Origin of the sequence: Tolypothrix sp. VBCCA 56010 (assembly GCF_050875635.1) — a bacterium.
GTDB lineage: Bacteria > Cyanobacteriota > Cyanobacteriia > Cyanobacteriales > Nostocaceae > Hassallia.
This window is the reverse complement of record NZ_JBPAOH010000222.1, coordinates 1-8,866: the sequence shown is the minus strand read 5'-3', so window position 1 is coordinate 8,866 and position 8,866 is coordinate 1. Positions and strand designations below refer to the sequence as shown.

At 41.5% G+C, this 8,866-nt stretch carries 10 protein-coding genes; 6 read left to right on the top strand and 4 right to left on the bottom strand.

Going from position 1 to position 8,866, the window contains the following annotated elements:
- Positions 1–227: 227 nt before the first annotated feature.
- The 3 genes from AABK37_RS38330 to AABK37_RS38320 form a co-directional block, all read right to left on the bottom strand.
- Entirely contained in the window at positions 228–395 is a 168-nt protein-coding gene (locus tag AABK37_RS38330) for a hypothetical protein (protein WP_432556653.1), read from the bottom strand.
- 68 nt (positions 396–463) lie between these two features.
- The gene (locus AABK37_RS38325) at positions 464–1,819 is read right to left on the bottom strand and encodes an OB-fold nucleic acid binding domain-containing protein (protein ID WP_432556652.1); all 1,356 of its coding nucleotides are present in this window, start codon (positions 1,817–1,819) and stop codon (positions 464–466) included.
- A gap of 379 nt (positions 1,820–2,198) precedes the next feature.
- Entirely contained in the window at positions 2,199–2,552 is a 354-nt protein-coding gene (locus AABK37_RS38320) for a hypothetical protein (protein WP_432556651.1), read from the bottom strand.
- Here AABK37_RS38320 and AABK37_RS38315 point away from each other — a divergent pair.
- From AABK37_RS38315 to gatA, 4 genes are all read left to right on the top strand, one after another.
- Entirely contained in the window at positions 2,544–2,912 is a 369-nt protein-coding gene (locus AABK37_RS38315) for a hypothetical protein (RefSeq protein ID WP_432556650.1), read from the top strand. The genes AABK37_RS38320 and AABK37_RS38315 overlap by 9 nt on opposite strands.
- Before the next feature lie 19 nt (positions 2,913–2,931).
- On the top strand, positions 2,932–3,261 hold the full coding sequence (locus AABK37_RS38310; protein WP_432556649.1) for a DUF6972 family protein: 330 nt from the start codon (positions 2,932–2,934) through the stop codon (positions 3,259–3,261).
- Positions 3,233–3,481, top strand: coding sequence for a hypothetical protein (locus AABK37_RS38305; RefSeq protein WP_432556648.1), 249 nt, complete (start codon positions 3,233–3,235; stop codon positions 3,479–3,481). Before AABK37_RS38310 ends, AABK37_RS38305 begins: the two co-directional genes overlap by 29 nt.
- A 269-nt stretch (positions 3,482–3,750) precedes the next feature.
- Complete coding sequence (gene gatA, locus AABK37_RS38300; RefSeq protein ID WP_432556647.1) at positions 3,751–5,211, top strand: Asp-tRNA(Asn)/Glu-tRNA(Gln) amidotransferase subunit GatA; 1,461 nt, start codon at positions 3,751–3,753, stop codon at positions 5,209–5,211.
- Positions 5,212–5,316: 105 nt separating this feature from the next.
- Here gatA and AABK37_RS38295 read toward each other — a convergent pair whose 3' ends face one another.
- On the bottom strand, positions 5,317–6,138 hold the full coding sequence (locus AABK37_RS38295; RefSeq protein ID WP_432556646.1) for a helix-turn-helix domain-containing protein: 822 nt from the start codon (positions 6,136–6,138) through the stop codon (positions 5,317–5,319).
- A 175-nt stretch (positions 6,139–6,313) separates the two neighbouring features.
- On the opposite strand from AABK37_RS38295, the gene AABK37_RS38290 reads away from it, so the two are divergent.
- Complete coding sequence (locus AABK37_RS38290) at positions 6,314–7,204, top strand: alpha/beta hydrolase (RefSeq protein WP_432556645.1); 891 nt, start codon at positions 6,314–6,316, stop codon at positions 7,202–7,204.
- Positions 7,205–7,710: 506 nt separating this feature from the next.
- The gene (locus AABK37_RS38285) at positions 7,711–8,844 is read left to right on the top strand and encodes a helix-turn-helix domain-containing protein (protein ID WP_432556644.1); all 1,134 of its coding nucleotides are present in this window, start codon (positions 7,711–7,713) and stop codon (positions 8,842–8,844) included.
- Positions 8,845–8,866: the final 22 nt, after the last annotated feature.

Below are 8,866 nucleotides of genomic sequence, written 5' to 3'. Positions count from 1 at the left end.
AGGAAAGACACCAACTCCCTGAAAAAATCTTTTAATATCTTCCTGAGTTTGAGTCTGAATTTGTTTACAATAATAAACAAATTTACTTAGCTCATTTGCGGTCATCAAGTTTTTTTTGCTCCTTCCCCTGGTTGCCGCTATATAGTCACGGCATTAAAAAATACCATTTTTTCAAGGTAATTATCATCGGGATAAGTAACTAAAAAAACGATTTTCTGCTGAATAAGCTACGTAAAATTACTGTTAATAGAGCAATGAAAGGGTAAAAGGGAAAGGGGCATCGGGCATCGGGCATCGGGCATCGGGCATCGGGCATCGGGCATCGGGCATGGGGATTTAAAGAGGGGGAAAGGGAAAAGGGAAAAGGGAAAAAAAGAATTATTACCAATGCCCATTGCCCAATTCCCAATGCCCAATTCCCAATTCCCAATGCCCAATGCCCATTGCCCAATGCCCATTGCACTCAAGTACCAATAAGCTGTTTTACCTCAGTTGGAAATCCGGCGTTGTTGAGAGCTTGAAAAGCGGTTATAGAATCTTGTACCCAATAATGTCTGCCAAGAAGAACAGCTTGACGGGAATTTACGGCTTGTATAATACCTATCACTGGCACTTTTGCTTTTTCTCTGTCTCCTGAGTGTTCTCTCAAGATTGTTCTGACGCGATTAAGTTCTTGGATATCTGCTATTTGTTGAGAAGTTAATTCCAGCATCACCAGTTGTACTGTTTCTACTTGTTCGGCATCTTCAACAACAAATTGACGTTTATCTTCTTTTAGCTCTATTTTACCCCAAATAATTAAGCGTGAATCAACTTGAAGTAGTGAACTTATGCGCTCATAATATTTAGGAAAGACAACCGCTTCCGATTGTGCAGTTAAATCTTCTATTTGCAAAATTGCCATCGGTTCGTTGCCTTTTTTTGTCATTACCTTTTTGACACCATTTAGCATGACAACCACACAAAGCATGATTCCTTCTTTTTGTTCGCCAAATTGCGTCAGGTTAAATGGAGCCAGGTATCGCGCTGTTTGCTGTATAGATTTCAGCGGATGATCGGATACATAAAAACCTAAAAGTTCCTTTTCTTTGCGTAACTTTTCCGGTTGGGGTAAATCGGGAACAGGATTTGCTTTAGGGGCAGTTTCAAAAGCTTTGCTTACTTGATTATTATTTGTATTGTTAGAAATTCCACCGAATAAATCAAATAGATTTCCTTGACCGCTAGCTCTATCTCTGGCGCGAGATTGTGCCCAATCATATACTAATTCTAGGTCTTTGATTAACTGATGGCGGTTAGATTCGATTTTATCAAAAGCTCCGCAGTAAATTAGCGACTCTAAAGCGCGGCGATTAACAGCACGCAGATCGACGCGATCGCAAAAATCAGCTAGAGATTGAAACGATCCTCCTTCTTTCCTCGCTTCTAATATACAGGCGATCGCATTCTGTCCCACGTTACGCACTGCACTAAATCCAAACAAAATCTTTCCCGCAAGCGGCGTAAAATCCACTTGACTTGCGTTAATATCTGGTGGATCTATATCAATATCCAAACTCGTACAGCTAGCAATATACTTCTGCACCTTATCTGTGTCACCACTGTTAGCCGTTAACAGTGCTGCCATATACTCTAACTTATAATTAGCTTTTAAATATGCAGTTTGATAAGTTACATAAGCATACGCCGTAGAGTGAGACTTATTAAAGCAATTAGAAGCGATTAAATTATCTTTAATTACAAAATTATGGTCGGAACTCACGCCAATGTCATAGACATTTTGCATTCCCAAAGATTTGCGTGTAATAATTTTAACCATATGACTGAGGATTGGGCGCGAAGAGTTAAATTAATTTATAGATATAAATAATAGAGTAAGCAGTGCCAGCCCTGCTGAAAATTGATGCTAAACATCATAATTCACGCTTCAGCCACACAGACACTTACAAGCAATATAACAGTCTTAAATAATTCATTTTTATACCCATTCCTATGCACCGTGACCGCGTAGCGATCGCGTACTAAGGAAAGGGACTACATCCAGTTTATGCTCAAACCGCCTTGGCGGTTGCTATATTACCCGAAACTGCCTTTACTTGAGCGGAGCGTGTAAATCATCACTAATGTACAAGGAATGGATGCTGGCGACAAGGTGAACTGTGGTTTTAGTCATGGTGCTGAAGCGCATAAATATTGTTCTACTTTTTTTTCTGTTGGTCAAGCTTCTTCTCTTGCTCGTCGCACCAGGCAGCAATTAAATCTCTAGCAACACTGCTCATATCCGTTTCTGTCTGGACGCACAGCGACTTGAAACGGATTTTTAATTCTTTGCTAATAACTAGTTTGACCGTATCTTCGGGTTTTGCCATCCCATCATTCTGGCATGGCATAGGGGGAATATCAGCAAAATTCCTATATTCCCATATTCCCCCATTCCCCCCATTTTGATATAATTTACTCAAAAGCAAAAGGCGATCGCCCCCAACTGGCAAGAAGAGTGCGATCGCCTTGCGTAAATCCACTGTAGGAATACAAATTACATAATGACACAATCACAAATTCTCTGCGACGAACAAGCGATCGCCCAATTGGAACTTGAGCAGTACATCGCCCAACAATCGAATTCAACAGCGCCCTCTCTTGGTGCAAATTATGAAGTACAAACTACAATCCAAGCTTTTTTATCCAACAGCAATCCAAATGCACCCGGATTAAGCGAAACTAACCCACAGACAATTCCATGCAGAGAACCGCTCAGACACTTGCTCATCGGTACGCCCAAAGCAGTGACAAGCACAATTCACTACTTAAAAGTGGTTGGCTATGCAGAAATCAGCGATTGGAGTAGACCGCAACCAACAGAATACCCAGGTGAGGTGATAAGTATTCTCAACCGCACAATTTTGGTGTAGTAGGGCAAAACGCCTCTGTATGAGTTTAATTGACCGCGAACTAACTCTCGACACTAGACATATTGCCAAGCATCTTCCAGATACTCCCCAATCTTCACAGTTGCTAAAATGTGAAGGTAGCGCTCATCTATTTAATGATGAAACCACAATGGTCATGGTTACTCAAGCAATCATGGCACAGGGGGAGTTTACAGGAGTTGTTCGCGGGCATGAGCGCTATGGACTATACTTTGACGAACCGATTGGATATCGTCTCAGTATCGATAGCAGCAGAATTCCACTTTACTATGCCGAAATGAAAGTAAAAGGAAACAAATACCATGTTATCCCCCGCACAAAACCTAGCTGATAACTGGGAGTTTACAGAACTATGGGTAGACCCCACTGCTTCACCTCCCTACGTTCTCATTCTCCTGGGAGATAATTCTGGCACTAGCTATGTTTATGACCCAAGCCAAAGTTATCAGCTGGTGTTTAAGAGCGACACTTACGAAGAGGCAAAACTCTGGTTACTTGAAGACGAATATGAGCGAGTCGAAGGAAGGCTACCAGCTTCTGTGCCAGCTTGAGCATTTCATGCAGAATTTTCCCTAATTACTCAAACTTTATCTTTCTTACCCAACCCTAATATCAAGGGTAAAGAAATCGGTCTTGATGGCAAGAATTTACATACTTGTTTTAACCGCAAGCATCTCCCTTAATTTTTTATATCCATTCCGATGCACTGTTACCGCGTAGCGATCGCGTACTTTAGTCTAAACTCCAGGAAAATAAACTATGGGCACAAATTATCAAATTGTACTAAAATCTAAGATTTGAGTCACAAAGGAAGCAATGCATGGCATCGATCCGCGAGTTGCACACACAGCTAATTAAAAAAGAACGCTCTGCCGTTGAAATTACCCAAGAAGCTTTAGACCGAATTCAAGCGTTAGAGCCAAAATTGCACAGTTTCTTATGCGTGACCGCACAACGGGCGCTAGAGCAAGCGCGAAAAGTAGATGCCAAAATTGCCGCCGGTGAAGAAATAGGGATGCTGGCGGGGATTCCCATAGGCATTAAAGACAATATGTGTACCAAGGATATTCCCACTACTTGCGCCTCGCGGATTCTAGAAAATTTTGTGCCACCTTATGAATCAACTGTGACGCAAAAACTAGCGGATGCAGATGCAGTGATGGTGGGTAAAACCAATTTGGATGAATTTGCAATGGGGGGTTCTACAGAAACCTCCGCTTATCATCTCACCGCTAATCCTTGGGATTTATCGCGGGTTCCTGGTGGTTCTTCTGGAGGTTCAGCAGCGGCAGTAGCAGCCGAAGAATGTGTAGTATCTATCGGTTCTGATACTGGTGGTTCGATTCGTCAACCTGCATCTTTTTGCGGTGTTGTCGGGATGAAACCAACTTATGGACTGGTTTCGCGTTACGGGTTAGTAGCTTTCGCTTCATCTTTGGATCAAATTGGACCATTTGGACGCAGCGTTGAAGATACAGCAATATTATTGCAGGCGATCGCTGGTCACGATCCCAAAGATTCCACCAGTCTGAAAGTTGAAATTCCCAACTACGCTGCCAGCTTAAAACCAGACCTCAAACTCAAAGAGAAGCTGAGAATTGGTATCATTAAAGAAACTTTTGGCGAAGGCTTAGATTCACAAGTTGAACAAGCTGTAAATAAAGCGATCGAGCAACTACAACATTTAGGAGCCGAAATTGATGTAGTTTCCTGTCCTCGGTTCCGCTACGGCTTACCCAGCTACTACATCATCGCTCCATGTGAAGCCTCAGCAAACCTAGCTCGTTACGATGGCGTTAAATACGGCTTACGCGCTCCAGATGCCGACAATCTGCTGTCAATGTACACTCGTACTCGTGCCACTGGTTTTGGTGCTGAAGTCAAACGCCGAATTATGATTGGCACTTATGCCCTTTCTGCTGGCTATTATGATGCTTTTTATCTGAAAGCGCAAAAAGTCCGCACCCTGATTAAAGAAGACTTTGAAAACGCTTTTCAGCAATTTGATGTGTTAGTGTGTCCCACTGCTCCCAGTACAGCTTTCAAAGCCGCCGAAAAAACTACCGATCCCTTGAGCATGTACTTAGTTGACTTGATGACCATTCCCGTAAATCTTGCTGGTTTACCAGGTTTAAGTGTGCCCTGTGGTTTCGATAACAATGGTTTACCAATTGGATTGCAGCTAATTAGCAATGTGCTGCGAGAAGACCAACTGTTTCAAGTAGCTTATGCTTACGAGCAATCAACTAGTTGGCATTTAAATAAGCCGAAACTAAGTTAGTTATTGGGCATGGGGCAATGGGCACGCTCGCAATGGTAATTCCTCCTTGTCCCCTTGTCTCCTTGTCTCCTTGTCTCCTTGTCCCCATGCCCTATTCCCGATTGACTATTGACCATTGGCTTCTGGGGTGAAAGTAACTTCCTTGATGGCGCCAACATTTCCTAAAATTTTGGGTTCCTTTTTATTCGCAGTTACTAATACAGCACCCGCATTACCAGAGCGTATAGTTAACTGTTTTTTTGCTGTCCAGGTTTTTCGCTCTCCCTTTTCTAAATTTCCCTCAAATGTAGTCTTACCATCCTCTTTTACTTGTAACCATGATTTGTCTTGAAGTTCCAAGGTTACTTCAACTGTTGAATTTGTCTCACTATTTGGAGATGCTGTGGAAGTTGGCGTAGATGCGATCGATGAAGGTAATGTTTTTGGTTTGGCTGATGAAGGGATAGGTGCTGTTTTTTGTTTGGCTACAATTGAGGAGTTTTGTTTCTGACTAACTGGCTGAGTTGGACGACGCGGATTGAGTATATAAAACAATCCAAAAGAAGCTGCTGCTAATAAGAGGATATAGGGTACTGCCAGAGGGATGTATAGATTTGGTTTTTTCTCTACATTGCTACTATCATTTTCCGAGTCAAAAAGGAAAAAATTAATCGCAAAAGAGCGTGCTAAAGAAGTACCATCTAACCCTAAAATATCTCCATAGCGACGAATAAACCCTTGCACATAAATAGGTTCGGGCAAATCTTCAAATCGCCCTTCTTCTAAAGCTTCTAAAAAAGTTTGTCGAATCAAAGTTTTAGCAGCTATTTCTTCTACACGTATGGATTTTTCTTGTCGAACTTGCCCTAAATATGCACCTATTTCCTTGAGTTGCTCTTGTTGAGGCTCATTGAAAAGTGTCACAGCCTTCTCTTGATATCCACTCATTATTCTTCTTAAAGAGAGAAACTACTTAAACCAATGTATACAATCTTGCTTATCATGTAAACTTATTAAAAATAAGTTGCATTATAAGAAAATCATAATCTTAACATATTAATGCATCCAGTTTGACAATGACTATTGTATTTATAAATACCTTTTGAAATATAAAATAGCGTACATGGAAAGAAAAAAACGGAAACTTATAATACAAGTGTTATTCAAATTACTATTTTGCCTGGGAGTAGTTGCGGCGATCGCCTACTGTACTATTTGCTTATATCTTTATTTTCAGCAATCTCGGTTCATTTTCTTTCCTTCTTCTGTTATCGCAAAGACACCAGAATCTTTTGGGCTGACTTACGAGGAAGTTTGGCTACCCGTACCAGCCAAATTTGGTAAGGTGGAACACATCCACGGTTGGTGGATAAAAGCAAACCAACTCAACCCTAAGGTTTTGCTGTATTTGCACGGTAACGGTATCAATATTGGTGCAAATGTAGCTCATGCTAAACGGTTTCATCAACTAGGATTTTCGGTCTTGCTGATTGATTATCGCGGTTATGGTCGCAGTGAAGGCAGTTTTCCCAACGAAATGCGGGTTTATCAAGATGCTGCTACAGCTTGGAATTACTTGGTGCAGCAGCGACAGATTCCCCAAAAAGAAATTTATATCTACGGACATTCTCTAGGAGGAGCAATAGCTATTGATTTGGCAGTTAAACACCCAGACGCTGCCGGTTTGATTGTGGAAAGCTCTTTTACCTCGATTCAGCAGTTAGTAACTGCCAGGAACATGTTTTCCATGTTTCCCGTCAATTTGATTCTGACACAGCGGTTTGAATCGATTAAAAAAGTACCACGCTTGAAAATGCCAGTTTTATTCATTCACGGCACAGCCGATTCAACTATACCGGCTTTGATGAGTGAAAATCTGTATGCTGCTGCACCAGCACCGAAAAAACTGATTTTGGTTCCTGGTGCAGAACATAACAACACAGCAGATGTTGCCGGCTTGCAATATCTGCGATGGGTGCAGTCTTTTGTTGAAAAAGTGCAAGCTCTTAAATAAGAGGGGGAGCTTTCTTGAGCTTTCTTGAGCAATCTTATCGCAGGGGAAGCAGGGGAGGAATTACCCATTGCCCATTGCCCAATGTCCATTGCCCAATGCCCATTGCCCAATGCCCATTCTATCTTTAGATAGATACATATTTAACTTTAATGTAACAACTTTACTTAGAAAAAATTTATGATTTCAAATTAGCAGTTCATCATAATACTTAAATTAAAGTAACAAGAAAAACAGTATTTCTCCAAAAATACTTTCGTACTTAGATGCAATATTTAGTCTGGAGCATCTGCTGTTTTTCGCGACTGGCTCAATACTGAGAGAAAACTCTAGTCTTGAAGGCGTAAGGCTTTAAAAGACTAAATAAATCATGAGCATAGCAAAAATTTTTACAGCTTTGTTGATGACGGTAGAAAATTGATACTTAACCGTCCGGATTGGGTATGAAAGCATCGAAGAAATTACACATGTAAAACTACTTTATTGAGCGATTGGCAGAGGCTTAAAATATGACTACCACACCAGTATATTTATTAACAATTCCGGGAACTTCTTCTATTCAAATTTCTCAAGATGATTTGCGATCGCTTCTAGGTCAAATAGAAACGAAATTGCACCGCAGTAAAGTTTATCGCAATGCTTTGGCTACGTTACAAAATTTGCTAGGTCCTTCATCTCAAGAAGCTAAGGTGTTGTTTAAAGCTATTAGCCGAGAAGCGATCGCTTTGTCATTTCAGCAATTTACAACACAGCAACCAAAAGTTACAGAGAATGAAGAAAAGCTAACTGCTGCACCATCTACTGAATCAGAAAATAACGACTTATCGCAGTGCTTAAGTACTGTTAAATTAAACACAAACAATCCAGAGACAAATACTAATGAAGAAAATTTGCGATCGCCGTCAGGCGGGCACTCCGTGCCATCGCAAAGCGTGCCGTTGGCGGAGCCGACGCACCAGAAGGTATCGCATAATCAAGTAGCCGATAATTCGGTGAAAGCCAAAGAAGATAAAAAAAACGCCAAAAAACCAACGCATTGGCTCAAACGCACTAAAAAACCTTCCAAAGCGGAAATAGCCAAGCAACTTGCGGCTGAACAACGCATAGAAACTCTGCAAAAAATCGGTCAACAATTACAAAAAGCGCGATTGGCTCAAGGTCTTTCTCTTGAGCAACTCAAAGTTTACACTCACATCCCCATCTATCATATGGAAGCAGTGGAAAATGGCAACGTTGAGTTATTGCCAGAAGATGTCTATCTGCGTGGCTTTATCCGCGTGATGGGAAATGCTTTGGGACTCAATGGCACAAGTTTAATTGCTGACTTACCTGCACCTGAGATCGCGAAAGCAATTGTACCCATCAGTTCTAAGCTGAAAAATAGTTCTCCAGGATTGGGATTAAATGTACGTCCCGTGCATTTGTATGTTGGCTATACAGCTTTGGTTGCTGGAGCAGTCGGAGGATTGTCTATAATGTCTCAGCAAGCAAATTCCGACAGAGCGGTGATTCCAGATGAAGTTACGCCATCATCAGCTTCTCAATCATCGCAACGAATGGAACCAACTACTACACCCGGACTTAGGTCTAGTAGTTCTGGTGTCAGTGTCGGCTCTGATATTGCTCCCCCGGAAGCACTTTAAAAGGTGCAAAGTTGTAGAGACG